Origin of the sequence: Kibdelosporangium aridum (genome assembly GCF_900176515.1) — a bacterium.
GTDB classification, from domain to species: Bacteria; Actinomycetota; Actinomycetes; order Mycobacteriales; family Pseudonocardiaceae; genus Kibdelosporangium; species Kibdelosporangium aridum.
In genome coordinates this window covers 454,488-471,798 of the sequence record NZ_FWXV01000009.1, presented here as the reverse complement: position 1 = coordinate 471,798, position 17,311 = coordinate 454,488, and the positions used below count along the sequence as shown (strand labels likewise).

The window sequence follows — 17,311 nt, the reverse complement described above, 5'->3', positions numbered from 1 at the left end:
CATTCACATCATGGAACGAATCCGCTGCTTGTCAAGCAGAACTGGCTGATCTAGCTTTGCTATGGACCGATTACGAGACGGAGGTCACTCCCGCCGTGAACAGCCGACCGCGCAACCGCAAGGAGCAGCTGACAGACGCTGCTGCCGAGCTGTTCCGCAGGCATGGCTACCACGGCGTGAGCGTCAACGACATCGCCGCGGCGGCGGGTGTCACCGGCCCCGCCGTGTACCGCCATTTCCGCGGCAAACAGGACGTACTGGCACACGTCCTGCTCACCGGCCTGGACAAGTTCGGCCTGGTCACCGACCAGGCACTGGCCCAGCCCGAGCCACTGCCCGCCCTGGTCTCGTCGGTGTCGGCGTTGGCGGTCGAGCGCCGTGAGATCACCGCCCTGTGGCGCTGGCAGGGCCGTCACCTGGACAAAGCCGACCAGATCAAGATCGTCAAGCGCGGCGCCGAACTGATGGGCGACTGGGTGTCGGCACTCCGCGACGCCCGGCCTGACCTGGCCTTACCCGAGGCTGAGCTGCTGAGCTGGGCGGCGTTGAGCGTGTTCGGCAGTGTCGCCGACCACCACGTGTCACTGCCGAAGCGCCGGTTCGAGCAGCTGCTCGGCAGGATGGCCTGCGCGGTTTTCCGCAGCTCGCTGCCCGAATCGCCGGTCAGCACCAGGCACGAGTGGCAGCGCCCGCCCGTGCAGCTGTCACGCCGCGAGGAGCTGCTGACCGTGGCGACACGCCTGTTCCGCGAACGCGGCTACCGGGACGTGAGCATGGAGGACATCGGCGCCGCGGCCGGAATCGCCGGGCCGAGCGTCTACCGGCACTTCGACGGCAAGGCGGAACTGCTGATGGCGGCGGGCTACCGGATGGCCGACCGCCTGCAGATGGACGCCCGCCGGGTAATCGAGAACGCACCATCGCCACGCGAGGCATTGACCGGCCTGGTCGCGTCCTATGTGGACATCGTGTGGCGATCGGACGACCTGTTGTCGGTGTTCGCGAGCGAACTGGGCAACGTGCCCGACCGGGACCGGAAAGAACTGGTCAAAGTGCAACGCGCGTACGTCGCCGAATGGGTGACGTTGCTCCGAACCGTTGCGCCTGACCTGCCGGAACCGGAAGCTCGGATTGCCGTGCACGCGGCATTGACCATCGTCAACGACCTCACCCGGACACCTCGGGTGACCACCAGACCTGGGCTGGTGGTCGAGCTGACCGGACTCGCAGTAGCCGTACTGGACACAGCAGCGGAGGCAGGCAGTGGCAACGACGCACATGGCCGGCGCGACGAAATTCGACGAATGGCTGCTGGAGAACACGTGGCGCAGAAAGGACTTCGGCGCGGTCCCGGCCGGGTCGGACCTCAAGCCGGTTCCGGGTGACAGCGGCCTGCCGCTGATCGGGCACTCGCTGGAAGCGCTGCGGCTGGGCCTGGACTTCGGGTTGAAGCGCTACGAGACCTACGGCCCGGTCTCCTGGATGAAGGCCTTCGGCGTGAACATCGTCGCGGCGGCGGGCGGCGACGCGACACAGGTCGTGCTGACGAACAAGGACAAGACGTTCTCGCAGCAAGGATGGACGTACTTCATCGGCCCGTTCTTCCGGCGCGGCCTGATGCTGCTGGACTTCGAAGAACACATGTTCCACCGCAGGCTGATGCAGCAAGCCTTCACCCGGCCACGGATCACCGGATACCTCGAGCACGTGGCATCGGTGGCGGCCGAGGGTGTAAAGGCATGGGAGACCGGGACATTCCACGTCTACCCGCGGATGAAACAACTGACTTTGGACATCGCGGGCGCGGTGTTCATGGCTTCGGCGTTGGGCAATGAGAAGGACGCGCTGAACAAGGCCTTCGTGGCCACGGTTCGCGCGGGCACATCGATGATCCGTTTCGCGGTGCCGGGCGGGCGGTGGAACGCGGGCCTGCAAGGGCGGAAACTGCTTGAGGACTTCTTCCGCCGCAACGTCCCCGCGAAACGAGCGAGCGATTCGAACGACCTGTTCTCCGGCCTGTGCCACGCCCAAGCCGAGGACGGCGAAGCGTTCAGCGATGACGATGTCGTCAACCACATGATCTTCCTGATGATGGCGGCACACGACACGTCCACCATCACGACGACCGCCGCGGCTTACTACCTCGGCAAGCACCCGGAATGGCAGGACCGCGTCCGCGCGGAGTGTGCCGCGGCGGGACCGGGACCGCTGGATATCGATGCGCTGGAAGGGTTGCGCGATCTCGAGCTGGTCATCAAGGAGTCGCTGCGACTGGTGGCTCCGGTGCCTTCGCTGGCGCGCAAGACCGTGCGGGAGACGGAGATTCTCGGGCATTACGTGCCAGCGAACACGATGATCGCGTTGGGGCCGTGGGTGAACCAGATGCTTCCGGAGTACTGGTCGAATCCCGCGCACTTCGATCCCGAGCGGTTCAGCGAGGAACGCCGCGAGGACAAGGCGCATCGGTACGCGTGGATGCCGTTCGGCGGCGGGGCGCACAAGTGCATCGGCATGCACTTCGGGATGCTTGAAGTGAAGACGTTGCTGCACGAGATGCTCACCAGGTACAAGTGGTCGGTGCCGCAGGACTACAAGGTGCGCTGGGACTCGACGGCACTTCCGGCACCTTCCGACGGCCTGCCGGTCAGCCTCCAGCCACTGTAGCGAGCAGGGCCTGAACAACGACAAGCTGAAGCGGCAGGCAGGCCACCCTCCCTGCCGTCCGGCTTGCACGATGGCAAACGGGCGTCAACGGGTTCGGTTGCCTGATTGTGTGCCAGGCAACGCTTTACAGGGCATCACTTTCTCGTGCTAATCTCTCCGGCGTGACTACCGGGTCGGCCTTGCGCCAAGCACAGACGGGATCCCCGGCCTTGTCGTGACCACCCCGCGGGCCCGCGGCCCGCCCTCCCCCGCCCAGTCGGCAGAACTGGTGTTGGGAGAGGAGGTGAGAGCATGACAGAACCCTTTGCACCGTTCATCGCGGCACAGCGGGACGGCACTGTCCTGACTGGACGTGTCGTCAGTGAGATGCCGTTCGGCGTTTTCGTCGAGATGGCACCGGACATCCACGGTCTTCTGGTCGGCGCCAAGCTGGCTGAGGGCACCGAGGTCCGGGTCAAGGTCCTCGATGTGGACGCGGAGAAGCAGCGAATGAGCCTCGCTCAGGTCTGACGCGGCAGCTCGAGGCAAGGCGCCTTGCCTCGATCACTTCTCCCAGACGTCCACAAGGGGCAGTCCCAGCAGGGTTCGGGCCTTGTCGGTCAGCTCCTGGATCAGCTCGGTCTTCGCGGCGGCGTAGTCGCCGGGGTGGATGCCGGACGCGACCAGTTTCCTTTTCAGGGCGGCATAACGCGCCGCGTCCGAAGGATGCTCGCGAAGGTAGTCGCGCAGAATGCGTTGGTTGCGCGTGGGCCAGCTGGCCAGTGTCACGACGTGCAGGTTGTGCGTGAGCACGCCGTCACGCGTGCGGATGAACAGGAGTCGGTCCGTCATGCCGTTGTCATGCTGATGAAAGCCCACGGCCGCAAGGGAATCCGTCGGCACGTCGGCAAGGTCCTCAACCGCTGCCATCAAGTCGATCACCGGTTTTGCCGCCAGGCCCGGCACCGAGGTCGAGCCGATGTGCTCGATCTCGACGAACATGCCTTCAAGGTCTGCTATCGCCGCCGCGGCCAGCTGTGGCCACGCGGGGTCGTAGTCGACGACCTCGATCATGTGCGGGCGCCGGCGTTCAGCGTCGCGTCCAGGACCTCCGCCCAGCGGTCGATGATTCCCGCGCGCCTCTTGCTGTCGTCAGTCAGCAAGTTCGCCAGGCCGAGACCACGGGCCATGTCCAGCGTCGCCTGCACGGTTTCCCTTACGCCCGGCGTGCTTTCGTCCACGCCGAGCAGTTCGAGTGCGAGTTTGTGCTGCTCGCGCCCAATTCGTGCTTCCAGCTCCACGATCGACGTGCGCAGCTGCTCGTCCGAGGTCGCGGCCACCCACAAGTGCAGTGCCGCACGGAAAAGCGGGCCGGTGTAGATCCGGACGATCATGTCGACCACCGCGCGGGTGCGCTCCGGGCCGGTCGGCAGGTCCGCGCTGTGCTCGCGGGTCCAGGTCCGCCTGGCCTCGCCGACGTATTCCACGGCCGCCGCGAACAGGTCCTCGCGGGTGGGAAAGTGGTGCTGCGCCGCACCTCTGGACACCCCGGCCCGTTCCGCGACCACCGCCACCGTGCTGCCCTGCCAGCCCAGTTCGGCGAGGGCCTCGATCGCGGACTCCAGCAGCCGCTGCCGGGTGGCGCGGCTGCGGTCCTGTTGCGGCTGGCGCACCTTGGACTCCTAATAGGACTTCGGCAGCCCCAGCGAGTGCTGGGCCACGAAGTTCAGGATCATCTCACGACTCACCGGGGCGATCCGGCCGACTCGCGTCGCCAGCACCAGCCCGCCGAGGCCGAACTCGCTCGCCATACCGTTGCCGCCGTGGGTGTGCAGTGCCTGGTCGGCTGCCTTCGCCGCGGCCTCAGCCGCCGCGTACTTGGCCATGTTGGCGGCCTCACCTGCGGCCATGTCGTTGCCCTCGTCGTAGAGGGAAGCGGCTTTCTGGGTCATCAAACGGGCGAGTTCGATGTTGATGTGCACGTCCGCCAGCGGGTGCGCGAGGCCCTGGTGCGCACCAATTGGAGTGCCCCAGACGTTGCGGGTCTTGGCGTACTCGGTCGCCTTGTTCAGCGCGAGCCGCCCGAGCCCTGTGGAGAACGAGGCGGCCATGATCCGCTCGGGGTTGAGTCCGGCGAACAGCTGGGCCAGCGCGGCGTCCTCGGATCCGATCAGCGCCTCGGCGGGCAGTCGCACGTCATCGAGGAACAACGTGAACTGGCGGTCCGGCGAGACCATCTCCATGTCGATCTTCTGGTACGTGAAGCCCTTCGCGTCGGTCGGCACGATGTACAGCGCGGGCTTGAGCTTGCCGGTCTTCGCGTCCTCGGTCCGGCCGACGATCAGCACCGCGTCGGCGCCGTCCACGCCGGAGATGAACACCTTCTGGCCGCTGAGGACCCAGTCGCCGCCGTCCCGCCGGCCAGTCGTGACGATCTTGTGCGAGTTCGAGCCGGCGTCCGGCTCGGTGATCCCGAACGCCATCACGACCGAGCCGTCGGCGAAGCGCGGCAGCCACTCCTGCTTCTGCGCGTCGGTGCCGAACCGGGCGATGATCGTCGCGCAGATCGCCGGGGACACGACCATCATCAGCAGTGGGCACCCGGCTGTGGCGAGCTCCTCGCACACGGCCGCGAGGTCGCCGATGCCACCGCCACCGCCGCCGTACTCCTCCGGCACGTTGACGCCGAGGTAACCGAGCTTCCCGGCTTCCTGCCACAGCTCGGTGGTGTGCCCGCCCTCGCGGGCCTTGCGGACGTAGTAGTCATGGCCGTACCGCTTGCCCAGGTCGGAAACCGCCTTGCGCAGCGCGAGCCGCTCATCGGACTCGACAAAACTCATTGTGTGTATCCCAATCGTTTCGCGGCCAAGCCGGTGAGGATCTCCGAGGTACCGCCGCCGATCCCGAGGATCCGCATATCCCTGTACTGCCGTTCGACTTCCGCCTCACGCATGTAGCCGAGGCCGCCGTGCAGCTGCACGGCCTTGTCCACCACCCACTCGCCCGCTTCGACAGCAGTGTTCTTGGCGAAACACGCCTCGGCAATGACGTCTTCGCCTGCCAGGTACTTGATCGCGACACTGCGGGTGTACGTGCGGGCCACGTCTATCTTGCGGGCCATGTCGGTCAAGGTGTGCTGGACGAGCTGACGGGAGATCAGCGGGCGCCCGAAGGTCTGGCGCATCCGTGCCCACTCCAGCGTGAGGTCCAACGCGCGCTGGGCGGCCGCGTACGCCTGGACCGCCAGCGACAGGCGCTCGGTCACGAAGTGCTGCGCGACCTGGATGAACCCCGAGTTCTCCGCGCCGACGAGGTTCTTCGCGGGCACCCGGCAATCCACAAAGGACAATTCGGCGGTGTCCGAGCAGAGCCAGCCCATCTTGTCCAGCTTGCGGGACACCGTGAACCCGGGCGTGCCACGCTCGATCACCAGCAACGAGATACCGTGCGCGCCCGCTTCACCGGTCCGGACGACCGTGGTCACGAAGTCCGCGCGGCAGCCTGAGGTGATGAAGGTCTTGGCGCCGTTGACGATGTAGTCGTCGCCGTCCCGTTTCGCGACGGTCCGGATGTTGGCGACATCCGATCCGCCGTCCGGCTCGGTCACCGCGAGCGAGCCGATCATGTCCCCGGCCAGGGTCGGCCGGACCCACCGGGCGATCTGCTCGCCGTCACCGGCCGACACGATGTGCGGAACGGCGATCCCGCAGGTCAGCAGGGACGCGATCAGGCCACCGGCCGCGCCCGCGTACAGCATCTCCTCGGCCACGGTCAGCCCGTCGAGGTAGTCACCGCCGCCTCCGCCCACTTCCTCGGGGAACGCGACGCCCAGCAGGCCGAGGTCGCCCGCCTTGCGGTGCAGCTCGCGGGGAAGCTCACCGGCTCGTTCCCACTCATCCTGATGAGGCAGGACTTCAGCCGCCATGAACCGCCGCACAGTCTGCCTCAGCGCGTCACGCTCAGGCGTGCCCAATACATCGGCGCTCACACCTCACACCGTGGCACGACCCGGATCCAAAATCAAGCACGCGTGCTTGTTTCATGGCGTTGACCAACTGGGAAAACCCAGTGGGTGAAGCTGCTGGGTATTCCCGTTCCGACGCCGTTCAGCATCGTCGAGGCGTTGCTCGACCGAGACAGGCGCAACGTCTGGTCGTGCCCTGGACGCCTGCACATCGAAGTCCACGGCGTGCACGGGCCGCGTGGCGCACGGGTGGCCCAGCGCGTGGAAAAACGGCTGGCCGAGCAGCCTGGAGTGCTCTGGGCCAAGGTCAACGCCCCCTCGTCACGCGTGATCGTGGCCGTCGACGACCACGCCCGCCAGTCCCAGCTGATCAAGGTCGTCGAGAAGGCGGAAGCCGAGCCGGACACCGAGGAAGAACGGATCGCCGAGGACGAACTGCACCACCCCGCGGACGGCGCCACCGGCACACGGCTGCTGCCGACGCTCGCGGTGGACGCGTTCGGCCTGGTCCTGTCCGCGATCAACAAGATCTCGCCGTGGGCGCCGCTGCCCGCCGAGGTGGCCGGCCTGCTGTCGGCCATCGACATGCACCCGAAGCTGAAGGCCCGGCTCGGCCAGTACCTGCACGGCCACGAGCGCGCCGACTCAGCGACCTCCATGATGATGGCCGTGGCCCACGGACTGGCCGCGCGCAGCGAAAGCACAATGCTCGACGCGGCCCAGCGGGTGCAGCAATGGCGCGAAGCCAAAGCGCACAAGGACGCGTGGTGCGAGGTCGAAGCCGAGCTGATCAAGGGCCCGGAAGACGCGGGCGCCGACCCGGTGGTCACCGAGCGGCCACGGCCGCTGCCCGACGGCCCAGCCGAGCGCTACGCCCACCGCGCGCTGGTCACGGGCGCAGCGGCGGGCGCTGTCGCGTTGCCTTTCGCCGGGCCGAGGCGGGCCGCCGGGCTGGCGTTGGCCTCATTGCCCAAGGCGGTCGGAGTCGGGCGAGCCTCGTTCGCCGCGCAACTCGGGCGCGTGCTGGCGAGGCGGGGTGCGCTCGTGATGGACCGGTCCGCGTTGCGTCTCTTGGACAGCGTCGATGTTCTTGTGCTCGATGCGACCTCACTGAGCTCCGGTCGTTGGCTGCTGAGCGATCTGGTTCCGTTGCCTGGCAACGAACCCTCCGATCTGGTCGAGCGGGCCTTCGAGCTGTTCGACCCCACCGAGCCGCAGACCGCGCGGCACAACGACGACTGGTCGCTCGGCCCGATCGACGAGCTGGAGATCGAAGGGCGCAAGGGAACCCGGCAGCTCAAGAAGCTCGAAGACCGCGAGCTGGTACTCGGCCTGACGCATGGCGATCACCTCGAAGCGGTTCTGGCCGTGGACAAGGAACCTTCGCCTGCCGTGCACGCGATCACCTCGGCCGCCAACGAGACCGGGCTGCGCTTGGTGACAGCCAGGGAGAACCTCGTCGGCACGATCCGTCAGCTTCAGGGCGAGGACCATGTCGTGATGGTGGTCTCCGCCGATCGGAAAGCCCTTGGCACAGCGGACTTCGGCGTCGGCGTGCACGATGACGGCACGGCTCCGCCGTGGGGTGCGCACGTGCTGGTGGGCAGCGACTCGGACGCCATCGTCCTGCTGATCGAGGCGATCCAGGCGGCACGTCTGGTGAACCGGGACGGCATCCGGTTCGCGCAGGCGGCGAGCGGGATCGGCGCTGTCGGCGCGCTGAACTCCCGCCGCGCGAGTCCTGCGGAAAGCAGCCTGCGCGCGGTGAACGGCGGCGCCGCGTTGGCGTTCGCCGACGGCGTATGGCGGGCACGGCAGCTGCGCGGCAAGAGCGAGACACCGGATTCCGCGCAACCATGGCACCTCATGCCCGCGGACATGGTGGTGAAAATGGTCCGGTCCGATATGGACGGACTGAAATCGGACGAGGTCAAGCGCAGGCGCCGCGGCACATCTATCCGGGACGGCGTCCCGGAGACCTCTCTGGGCAGCGCCTTTCTGTCCGAGCTGGCCAATCCCCTGACACCGGTACTCGCCGGTGGCGCCGCATTGTCGGCCGCCGTCGGGTCGCCCGCCGACGCGGCTTTGGTCGCCGGGATCACCAGTGTTTCGGCGTTGATCGGTGCAGTGCAACAGGTTCGGACCGAACGGTCCTTGGCCGAGCTGCTTTCCCGTTCCGCTGTGCGCACCACTGCCTTGCGTGACGGCAAGAGCACGCGGATCAACGCCGATGAGCTGGTCCCTGGTGACGTTGTCACGTTGAAGGCCGGAGACGTCGTGCCCGCGGACTGCCGGTTGCTGGAAGGCCCCGGCCTTGAGGTCGACGAGTCCTCGCTGACCGGGGAATCCTTGCCGGTGACCAAAGAACCGGCGCCTGTGGTCGCCGAACTGGCCGAGCGCACCTCGATGCTTTACGAGGGAACCACGATCGCGGCCGGTCGCGCGAAAGCCGTTGTCGTGGCGGTGGGCGACGCCACTGAAGTCGGCCGCAGTATGGCGGCCGCGCACAAGAACACGCCCGTCACCGGTGTCGAGGCGCGGCTGGCCGAACTGACGCGGCATGCCTTGCCCGTGGCGATCGGGTCCGCGGCCGCGGTGTCCGGAGCGGGCTTGCTGCACGGTGTTCCGATGCGGGAAAGCCTTGGCGCAGCGGTGAACTTGGCCGTCGCGTCCGTCCCGGAAGGACTTCCGTTCCTCGTGAACGCGGCTCAGCTGGCAGCCGCTCGGCGACTGGCCGACAAGGGCGCGCTGGTGCGCAACCCACGCACGATCGAAGCGCTCGGCCGGGTGGATGTGCTGTGCTTCGACAAGACCGGCACGCTCACCGAAGGCAAGCTGAGCGTCAGCCGGGTCGATTCGCTTGGCAACTCACCGGACGACGTACTGACGGCCGCGTTGCGAGCCACGCCGCACGCCGACAACCCGAAGGATCTGGCCCACCAGACCGACCGCGCGGTGCTGGAAGGAGCGCGCAAGGCCCAGGTGGAGATCAACGGCTGGAAGAAGGTGTCCGCGCTGCCCTTCGAGCCTTCCCGCGGCTATCACGCCGCTGTGGGCAAGTCCGGGCAGAAGCTGGTGCTGAGCGTCAAGGGCGCGCCGGAGATCATCCTGCCGCGCTGCCGCAACCGGCGGGGCATGCTCAAGCGGGCGGAAAAGCTCGCTGCCGCAGGGCATCGCGTCCTCGCCGTCGCCGAGCGCACTGTCGACGAGACAGACGTGACCGACGAGAACGTGCGCGATCTGAAGCTCCTTGGCTTTGTGGCGTTGAGCGATCCAGTCCGTGACAGCGCACCGCCTGCCGCGGCCGCGTTGCGTGAAGCGGGTGTGCAGATCGTGATGATCACTGGCGACCACCCGGCGACCGGCGAGGCCATTGCCAGCCGGGTCAACGGATCCAGCGAGTCCACTGTGGTCACCGGGGCCGACATCGACGAACTCGGCGAGGACGAACTGGCCGAGCTGCTGCCCGATGTGGACGTCATCGCCCGGTGCAGCCCAGCGCAGAAGGTCCGGATCATCGAGGCGTACCGCAGAATGGGCCGCGTGGTCGCCATGACGGGTGACGGCGCCAACGACGCCCCGGCGATCAGGCTCGCGGATGTGGGAATCGCGTTGGGGCAACGGGGAACTCCGGCGGCCAGGGCCGCAGCGGACCTGGTGGTCACCGACGACCGGCTGGAAACGATCATCGCCGCGTTGATCGAAGGCCGCGCGATGTGGGCGTCCGTCCGCGAGGCCCTCGGCATCCTGTTGGGCGGCAACGCCGGTGAGATCGCGTTCAGCGTGCTCGGTTCGGTGCTCACCGGGCGATCCCCACTGGGCGCCCGGCAACTTCTGCTGGTGAACCTGTTGACGGACCTCGCGCCCGCACTCGCCATCGCACTGTCCCGTCCGGACAGTGAAGCGGTGCCGGATCTGTTGCGGGAAGGGCCAAGCGCCTCGCTCGGCGCGGCACTCGGCCGGGACATCACCGCACGCGCAGTCACCACGACACTCGGCGCCTCGGCGGCATGGACGGCCGCACGGTTCACCGGCCGTGCTCGTCGAGCGAGCACAGTCGCGTTGGCAGCGCTTGTCGCCACACAACTCGGGCAGACCATGGTCACCGGCGGCACTGACCGCACAGTTCTGACTGCTGGCTTGGGTTCTGCCGCGATCCTCGGTGGCGTGATCCAGACTCCGGGCGTCAGCCAGTTCTTCGGCTGCACTCCGTTGGGCCCGATCGGCTGGGGCATCGCGCTGTCCAGCGCGGCCGCGGCGAACCTGGCTAGCCCGATTGTCAGTAAGTTGTTGCCGTCAGAGTGATTTTCTCGGTGATGTAGCCGCCGGGCGCGACCAACGCGTTGCAGCGGCTGGGTCCGCGGCCGATTACGGCGCGACGGGAGATGGTGACCTCGTAGGTCTCGTGGGCCGCGCGGACGGTCACCGCGCGGGCCTCGTTCTCCAGGTCGGTTTCGACTTCACGCTCGGAAAGCGTGACCACGTCGTCGATTCCGCGAAGTCCGGTGTGCCTGCGGACGGCGATCTCGGCGTACTGCGCCCACTGGGTGTGCGCGGCGGTCCGGCCACGCAGGTGTTCGGGGTCGACCTCACCGGCCAGCGCGGCCTTCACCACGACCTTGGCCTCGTCCGGGTCGAGCTGGCCGTGCAGGAACCCATCCGGGACGACCAGGAGGTTTCCGGCCCACCGGTCACCGCCGACATGGCTGACTTCCCAGGCACGCCCCGGGTACGTCGAGCCGAGCGAGCTGGCGAGCGGCCTGCCGAGCAGCGCACAGCACATGTCCTTCGTACCGTGCGTGCAGACGAGGAACATCGGGCCCTGGTACGGCTTTCCGATCCCGCCGCGGCCGTCGAGGATCGCGTCGAGATCCAGCTCCGCGAGGTCGTGCAGGTCGTTGATGCGAAACGACTCCATCCAGTGCCCGTTCGGGCCGGAGGTCCCGCCGACGAAGACACGCCTGCCCGCCAGATGCGGTTCGCGGGTGTGCCTGCCGGGCTGGCGGATCAGCAAGGGGCGCAGGCCTTGGCCGCGCAACTGGTCGAGCCGTTCCCGCTGCGCGGCGGGAAACGCCTCGTCAAGGGCCTGCTCGAGGGCGTCCGACGGCCAGGGGCCGGGGAACTCGATCAGCAGCCAGGCCCGCATGTGCGCGGCAGTTCCCGCAGGTGAGCCGCCGAGCATCCGCGCCACCACAGCGCAGCCCGGCAGCTTCCCGGAGGGAGCTGCGGCGCCAGAGAGTTGCGCGGTCATATGACCGAGTACCCCCTGACGCGGCGACTTACCTTAGGCATACCTAATCTTACATGCCTAGGACACGGCGAGCAGCCCTTGGGTGATCAATTCACCTAGTAACGCGCGGACAGTTGCCCGGTCCAGCGTTGGCTCGGCCATCTCCACGAGCGTCTCGACGGTCACCGGCGTCCCGCTGAGCAGGGCAGACAGCACAGGCCCTGCCGCGGCGCCGAAGGTGAAGCGGCTGCCGGATGCGAGCAGCGTCACTGTCGAGTCCTGGTGCTGCAGCACCGCACGAGGCGTGAGCAGTCGAACAGTCGCCGTGTCGTTGGCCGGCAGCAGGTCCGAAGTGGCCGCCCAGGGCAGGCCGATCCTGGTCAGAGCCGGTCCGTGCGCGTCCCGGTCGGTCAGGAAACGGTCGATCACGTGCTGGTCCAGCAGCGCTTCGATGCCGGCCTTGATCCGGGTGGCATGGTCGTGCCGTTCCGCTTCCGTGCCGAATCGGGGCAGGTCACCGCGGAACAGTTCTTCGGTCCGCAGTTGGTCGGCCAGCCAGTTGACCAGGTCGACACCGGTGGCCGGGTTGAACCCGATCGTCAGGTGCAGCGACTCCTCGCCGATGGCTGACACGTCGTGCCAATGGCCTCGGGGCACGTACAAGGCGTCACCGTCCTCGAGAATGAAATCCTCGAGGGGCTCGGCCGGCGGCTGCGCGGGCGGTTCGACGTCACGGTGCAGCGGCGCGGGTCGCGTCGGGCCGTGCACGCGCCAGCGTTTGCGGCCGGAGATCTGCAGGATGAAGGCGTCGTGGTCGTCCCAGTGCACGTCGAAGCCATGCGTCTTGCCCCAGCCCGCGTACAGGTTCACCTGCACGCGTTCCCGCAGGTCGTGTTCGAGCCGCGCGGCGAGATCGGCGACCGGGTCGACAAGCTCCTGCACGGCGTCGAGCACCAAGGTGGCGCCGTTGCGCAAATGCTCGGTGAAGGGCGCGGACAGCAGCTTCGGGATCTGCGGGCCACGCTTGGGCGTCACCATCTCGGTGTACGTGTGAGCGGGGACGACGTCGCCGTCTTGGGCGAGCCGCAGCCGTGGGAAGTCGAGGCGGTGGTGGCGCAGCCCGTCGTTCAACGTGGACCACGGCATCAAGGAGGCGAACCGGCCCGCCGTTCCCTGGAACCGGCGGTGGGTCTTGCCCTGCACCGAACCGAGGAACTGGCTGACCTCGAGCGGTGCCACGAGGTCAGCCAGGGTGAGCGATGCGGCCACTCAGTCGTTGCCGTCGTTGTCGGTCACGGCACCGTTGGCCTTGCCCCGGTCCACGGCGGTGGTGAGCGGCTCGACGCCGATCAGCAGGCCGCTTGCCGGGGGTGTGTTCGCCTGTTCCTGAGCCATCCGTACCTCACAGAGAGTTAGATCGGACCGGACACTGCGTGAAACAACAGCCAGATTACGTGATCAACCCCGTTGTTTCATCAGTCATTCGGGGTGGTTCCCATCAGCCGGACGTGGTCTACCTCAAGCAACGCCAGGTAGTCCCGAAGCGGCCGGTCGGTGACGGTGATCCGCAACCACCGCTCACCGTCCACAGTGGTCACTTCGCGACCGTTGCCAGCCAGGTCGGCGACCATTTCGTCAGTCGCGCCGACCGGGCGGAAGACGACCGTCGCCAATGTCGGACGATCCCACAGCCGCAGTGAGGACCTGGCCTGAACGGCGTCGGCGACCGCGGATGCCATGTCACACCGCCGTTCCGCGGCAGGCCCGATGTCCGAACGGCACGCGCGGAACACCGCGGCAATCTCTGGATGGCCCATCATTCGCACACCGGTCAACGACCCCACGTCGCGCACGGCCAGCAAACCCGTCGAAGCACCCAGTTCGGGCAATTCGACCGTGACCGAGTCGGCGAGGTCGAGCCCGTCGAGCAACGGCCGCAAGCGATCGCTGAACAGCGCCGCTCCCCCGCCCGCGGCGTCCACATGTAACCAGCTGCCCCGCCTGCGGCACAGGCGACCGATGTCCCGCAACGGGTCTATCGAACCGGTGTCGGCCGTTCCCGCCGACGCGACGACCACTGTCGCGGTCCTGATCTCGGCCAACGCGTCCGCGAGCTGCGCGATCGAGTCGAGCACCACTGGCGGCGGCAACTCCAGCTGTTCGGCCGCCTGGGACACACCCGGCCGGGCGCTGCGCGCACAGACGACCTGCACGGGCGCTCCGGCCACGTCCTTCTTCGCCAGCAACATTCCCAGAAGCGTGGATTCCGCGCCGCCGTTGGTGATCACCGCGCCGGGTGCGCCTCGCGGGAAGCACAGCCGCGCGACGCCAGTCTGGATGGACGGCTCGATCATTCCGGTGCCAGCGCCCTGACCACCTTGCGTGGATCCTCGCCGGTCGGCAGCACACTGATCACCGGAGTGTCCAGTCCGGACTCGACGTACTGGCTGACGATCTCACGGCACCGCTGCGGACTGCCGTGCACGATGAGGTCGTCGACCACCTCGTCCGGGATCACCTCGTTGGCACGCTGCCGATCGCCCGCGGCCCACGCCTCGTGCATCGGCTTGAGCAGCTCTTGCCTGCCGAGCCAGTCGTGGAAGGCCGCGTACACCGGCACTGTCAGGTAGCTGCTGATCAGCAGCCTGCCGAGGCCACGGGCCGCGTTGACGTCCTCGGTCGGGCAGACGAACACCCGCGCGACGAGTTCGAAGCCCTCGCCCACTTCCGCGCGGATCTTGGGGACGTCGGACGGCGCCAGCCAGTTGGTGATCGCGCCGTCGGCCTCGGTGCGCGCGAGCTTGAGCATGCCGGGCCGCAGCGCGGCCAGCATGATCCTTGGCGGTGGTTGCGGCGGGCGTTCCAGCTTGAACTTCGAGATCTCGAAGGTCGGGTACTTGTGTGTCACTTTCTCGCCGGCGAACGCGGAACGCAGGAACCGCAACGTGTCTCGAGTACGCGCGTACGGTTCGGTGAACTGCTGGGCGTTCCAGCCCTGCACGATCACCGGCGACGAAGTGCCGATGCCCAGCACGAACTTCTCCGGCGCGAGTTCGGCGATCGTGGCCGCGGTCATCGCGAGCAGCCCTGGGCCGCGCGTGTAGACCGGGGCGATCGCCGTGCCCAGCCGCAGTTCTCCAGCCCACTGCGAGACAAGCGCGAGCGGGGTGAACGCGTCCGTGCCTGCCGTCTCGGCGGTCCAAGCGTCGGTATAACCCAGGTCTGGCAGCTCTCTGACCAGGTCACGGTGCTCGGCGAGCGGAACTGCGGTCAACGGCAGCGTGATGCCCCAGCGGCCCATTCACATATTCCCTTCTTTCGCCTTACCGGACCTTACCCAGTGCTTCATGCAGCCAGGTCGTCTGCAACAGCAGGAAATTCTCCGCAGTCGACTCGTCCTGTGGCGTCATGTGCGTCACGTTCGGCAACGGCAACAGTGTGTGCGGCCGTCCGGCGGCCACGAGCGCGGAGGAGAGCCGCAGGGAGTGGGCTACGACGACGTTGTCATCCGCCAGCCCGTGGATGATCATAAGCGGGCGCTCCAGGTTCGGCGCGTCGGGCGGCAGCGAGTTCCGTTCGTACACCTGTGGGTGAGTGTCGGGGTGCCCGAGGTAACGCTCGGTGTAGTGGGTGTCGTACAGCCGCCAGTCGGTCACGGGTGCACCCGCGATCGCCGCGTGGAACACATCAGGTCTGCGCAATACGGCGAGCGCCGCCAGATACCCGCCGTACGACCATCCTCGAATGCCCACGCGGGAAAGGTCGAGGTCCGGGTACTGCTCGGCGGCCGCGTGCAAGCCGTCGACCTGGTCGATCAGCGTGACGTCGGCGAAGTCGAAGGCGATCGCCCGTTCCCATACCGGACCACGGCCCGGCGTGCCGCGACCGTCGACCACCAGGACCGCGAAACCCTGATCCGCCAGCCATTGTGAGGTCAGATAGGCGTTGCGGGAGGCCAGCACCCGTTGCGCGTGCGGGCCGCCGTACGGGTCGAGCAGCACGGGCAGTTTGCCGCTGCCAGGCTCGTGCCCGGTGGGGAACATCAAGGCACCACGGAGTTTTCGCTCGCCGAGCGTCAACTCGATGACCTTCGGTTCCAGTGACGGCACGACCGCCAGCGAGTCGATCTTCCCGACCGCCTCGTCCTCGCGCAGCACAGTCACATCCGGACCGGCCACGTCCATTCGCCACGTCGTCAGCACGGTGACGTCGCCACCCCGCGCGGCCGAGGACACTCCGTCTACAGAGGACACTTGCGTGACGCCGTCCGGGCCCGCCCGGTACACGTGCACCCGCGCGGCATCCTCAGCGGACGCGGTGAACAGCACGTCATCGGCCGCGTCGAGCACCGAACGCACCTGCAACGGTACGTCCGTGACCTCCTTGCCGTCGATGACAAGCCGGTAGGCGTGCTCACCGGCCACGACCCGGACCAGCCTGCCGTCGGACGTCCACGCCGGGACACCAGTCACGATGTCCACCCAGTGCGGGTCGGTCTCTTCGTGCAGCAACTCGGTTTCGCCGGTGTCCGGGTCGACCGTCCGGATCTGCATGGTCCGCTGGTCACGGGTCTGCACGGCGATCAGCGGCGGGCCACCGGCCGACCAGTGCACGGTCGTCAGGTACTCGGCGCCGGTCCAGTCGACCTCGACCCGCGAGCCGTCCAGCCCGAGCACCAGCAGCTGGACCTTGACGTTGGGCGTACCCGCGGCCGGGTAGTGCACGGTGTGCGGCCGCGCGGCCGGGTTCGCCGGATCCGAGATATGCCACAAATGCACGGCCGAACGATCGGTGTGTGTCACACACAGGCGCTGCCCGTCAGGCGACCACCAGTAACCGCGTGACCGGCTCATCTCCTCGGCCGCGATGAACTCCGCGAGACCGTACGCCCGGTCATCGCCTTCCGGCTCGGCCAGCGCCCGGTCGCCCGTACCGTCCACATTCACCACACGCAGCGCGTTGTCCGAGACATACGCGATGTGGGTCCCGGTCGGGTCCGGCCGCGGGTCGACCACCGGGGTGGCCGTGTCCAGCAGCTTTGTCTCCCCGGTCAGGGCGTCGGTGACATAGAGACGGCCAGACAAGGCGAAAGCGACAATCCGTGCCTGCGCGTCGGTCGCGTTGCCGACGATCCCGCTGGCCTGCATCCGGCTGCGTTCGCGGCGGGCACGTTCCTCGGCGGACAGTTCCTCGTCCCCGTCGGCCAGCAGCACGGCCGGGTCGGCCAGCACGGATTCTTTGCCCGTGGCCAGATCGAGCTGCCAGAGGCTGTGCCTGCGTTCCTCACCGGACGGTGACCGCAGGAACAACACCCGGCCGCCGTCCGGCGCGACCTTGATCTCCTTGGGGATCCCCAGGGTGAACCGCTGGGTGCGGGCTTGCAGCTGCAGGAACGATGTCTCGCGAGTCACAGGCAAACCCTAGCCTTTCTTGGAAACCTTATTGGCGATCCTCAGGGTGTTCTCATGCAAGCA

The 17,311-nt window shown here is 67.7% G+C and carries 14 protein-coding genes; 4 read left to right on the top strand and 10 right to left on the bottom strand.

The genetic code is table 11. The features are described 5' to 3' along the window. The first annotated feature begins 95 nt into the window (after positions 1-95). The 3 genes from B9C43_RS40420 to B9C43_RS40410 all read left to right on the top strand — a co-directional run bounded on the left by B9C43_RS40420 (position 96) and on the right by B9C43_RS40410 (position 3,174). The gene (locus tag B9C43_RS40420; RefSeq protein ID WP_235039124.1) at positions 96-1,385 is read left to right on the top strand and encodes a TetR/AcrR family transcriptional regulator; all 1,290 of its coding nucleotides are present in this window, start codon (positions 96-98) and stop codon (positions 1,383-1,385) included. Continuing rightward, positions 1,279-2,664: a cytochrome P450 gene (locus B9C43_RS40415; RefSeq protein ID WP_084432716.1), complete on the top strand. Its 1,386-nt coding sequence runs from the start codon at positions 1,279-1,281 to the stop codon at positions 2,662-2,664. The genes B9C43_RS40420 and B9C43_RS40415 overlap by 107 nt, the downstream gene beginning before the upstream one ends. A 291-nt stretch (positions 2,665-2,955) precedes the next feature. Beyond that, complete coding sequence (locus B9C43_RS40410; protein WP_033393913.1) at positions 2,956-3,174, top strand: S1 RNA-binding domain-containing protein; 219 nt, start codon at positions 2,956-2,958, stop codon at positions 3,172-3,174. Positions 3,175-3,207: 33 nt separating this feature from the next. Here the strand turns inward: B9C43_RS40410 and B9C43_RS40405 are convergent, their stop codons facing one another. From B9C43_RS40405 to B9C43_RS40390, 4 genes are read right to left on the bottom strand one after another with little or no spacing between them, the layout of a single operon-like run. After that, positions 3,208-3,717 (bottom strand): GrpB family protein, encoded by a 510-nt coding sequence (locus B9C43_RS40405; protein WP_084432714.1) that lies wholly within the window; start codon positions 3,715-3,717, stop codon positions 3,208-3,210. Beyond that, positions 3,714-4,316 carry a TetR/AcrR family transcriptional regulator gene (locus tag B9C43_RS40400; protein ID WP_084432712.1) on the bottom strand — a complete coding sequence of 201 codons (603 nt, stop codon included), beginning with the start codon at positions 4,314-4,316 and terminating at the stop codon, positions 3,714-3,716. The genes B9C43_RS40405 and B9C43_RS40400 overlap by 4 nt, the downstream gene beginning before the upstream one ends. Before the next feature lie 9 nt (positions 4,317-4,325). Further along, positions 4,326-5,483 carry an acyl-CoA dehydrogenase family protein gene (locus B9C43_RS40395; protein ID WP_084432710.1) on the bottom strand — a complete coding sequence of 386 codons (1,158 nt, stop codon included), beginning with the start codon at positions 5,481-5,483 and terminating at the stop codon, positions 4,326-4,328. Continuing rightward, on the bottom strand, positions 5,480-6,631 hold the full coding sequence (locus B9C43_RS40390) for an acyl-CoA dehydrogenase family protein (RefSeq protein ID WP_033393909.1): 1,152 nt from the start codon (positions 6,629-6,631) through the stop codon (positions 5,480-5,482). Before B9C43_RS40390 ends, B9C43_RS40395 begins: the two co-directional genes overlap by 4 nt. A gap of 84 nt (positions 6,632-6,715) precedes the next feature. Here B9C43_RS40390 and B9C43_RS40385 point away from each other — a divergent pair, with 84 nt between their 5' ends. Further along, positions 6,716-10,912: a cation-translocating P-type ATPase gene (locus B9C43_RS40385; protein WP_084432708.1), complete on the top strand. Its 4,197-nt coding sequence runs from the start codon at positions 6,716-6,718 to the stop codon at positions 10,910-10,912. Here B9C43_RS40385 and B9C43_RS40380 read toward each other — a convergent pair. From B9C43_RS40380 to B9C43_RS40360, 6 genes are all read right to left on the bottom strand, one after another. Then, a complete protein-coding gene (locus B9C43_RS40380; protein ID WP_051898212.1) occupies positions 10,887-11,858 on the bottom strand; it encodes a sucrase ferredoxin in 972 nt (323 codons plus the stop codon). The genes B9C43_RS40385 and B9C43_RS40380 overlap by 26 nt on opposite strands. Positions 11,859-11,915: 57 nt before the next feature. Continuing rightward, complete coding sequence (locus tag B9C43_RS40375; protein ID WP_143446925.1) at positions 11,916-13,106, bottom strand: cupin domain-containing protein; 1,191 nt, start codon at positions 13,104-13,106, stop codon at positions 11,916-11,918. Beyond that, entirely contained in the window at positions 13,107-13,232 is a 126-nt protein-coding gene (locus tag B9C43_RS59730) for a hypothetical protein (protein WP_255356715.1), read from the bottom strand. It lies immediately after the preceding gene. Positions 13,233-13,312: 80 nt separating this feature from the next. Beyond that, a complete protein-coding gene (locus B9C43_RS40370) occupies positions 13,313-14,191 on the bottom strand; it encodes a pyridoxal-dependent decarboxylase (RefSeq protein ID WP_084432706.1) in 879 nt (292 codons plus the stop codon). Further along, positions 14,188-15,138 carry an LLM class F420-dependent oxidoreductase gene (locus B9C43_RS40365; RefSeq protein ID WP_084432704.1) on the bottom strand — a complete coding sequence of 317 codons (951 nt, stop codon included), beginning with the start codon at positions 15,136-15,138 and terminating at the stop codon, positions 14,188-14,190. The genes B9C43_RS40370 and B9C43_RS40365 overlap by 4 nt, the downstream gene beginning before the upstream one ends. A 22-nt stretch (positions 15,139-15,160) precedes the next feature. Next, on the bottom strand, positions 15,161-17,248 hold the full coding sequence (locus B9C43_RS40360) for a S9 family peptidase (RefSeq protein WP_084432702.1): 2,088 nt from the start codon (positions 17,246-17,248) through the stop codon (positions 15,161-15,163). Positions 17,249-17,311: the final 63 nt, after the last annotated feature.